This is a genomic window from Pseudoxanthomonas mexicana, from assembly GCF_010093385.1.
Classification (GTDB): Bacteria; Pseudomonadota; Gammaproteobacteria; order Xanthomonadales; family Xanthomonadaceae; genus Pseudoxanthomonas_A; species Pseudoxanthomonas_A mexicana.
The window spans coordinates 1-900 of the sequence record NZ_PDWV01000113.1; the positions used below are offsets into that span (position 1 = coordinate 1).

General features: G+C 69.8%; 1 pseudogene. It reads left to right on the forward strand.

Going from position 1 to position 900, the window contains the following annotated elements:
- Window positions 1-125: 125 nt before the first annotated feature.
- Window positions 126-686, forward strand: a pseudogene (locus CSC76_RS18830) (cytochrome b); the annotation flags it as partial.
- Window positions 687-900 lie beyond the last annotated feature (214 nt).

The window sequence follows — 900 nt, forward strand, 5'->3', positions numbered from 1 at the left end:
CCACCGCACCCAAAAGAACCCCGCCCCGGGCCCGACGCCACCCGACGCGGCGAGCCCGGGCACGCGGAGCCCACCGCAGCCCCCCGGCCTTCCCCACCGCCACCGCCACCGCCGGAGCCGACGCCATGACCCTGAAGAACACCGACGATCGCTGGGGTTCGGTCAGCCAGCTGTTCCATTGGGTCATCGTTGCGCTGATCCTGGTGATGGCGTACATCGGCCTGACCATGGGCGACCTGCCGAACGGGCCGCGCAAGATCAACATCTACGCCCTGCACAAGTCGATCGGCCTGACCATCCTGGCGCTGGTCGTGCTGCGTGCGCTGTGGCGCGTGTACGCCGGCGCGCCGGCGCCTGTGCCAGGAACGCCCACCTGGCAGCAGCGCATCGCATCGGTGACGCATTTCCTGCTGTATGCACTGCTGTTCGCCATCCCGCTGTCGGGCTGGGTGCTGAACTCGTCCGCCGGCTATCCCCTGCAGTGGTTCAAGCTGTTCAACCTGCCGGCCATCACCGGCCGCAGCGACGGCGTGCATGAAGCGGCGGAAGGCGCGCACGAACTGCTGTTCTGGGTGCTGGTGGCGCTGGTGGTCGCCCACGCCGGTGCGGCGCTGTACCACCACCTGTTCCAGGGCGACACGACGCTCACGCGCATGCTGCCGGGACGCCGCAAGGCGCCCACACCGGCGCCCGTCGCAGCGCCCGCCTCCTCTTCCCCCACCCCCCCCCCCGCCTCAAGGAGCGCGCATGCAATATCTCGGCCTTGCCCATTGCTCCCCGGAGAAACTCGCGGCGATGGCGCCGGACCAAGTCGAGCGCCTGGTGAGCCAGTGTCCTGCGCTGGACGAGCAGATGCGTGCCACCGGCAAGGTGCTGCTGGCCGCATCGCTGGGCGATGTG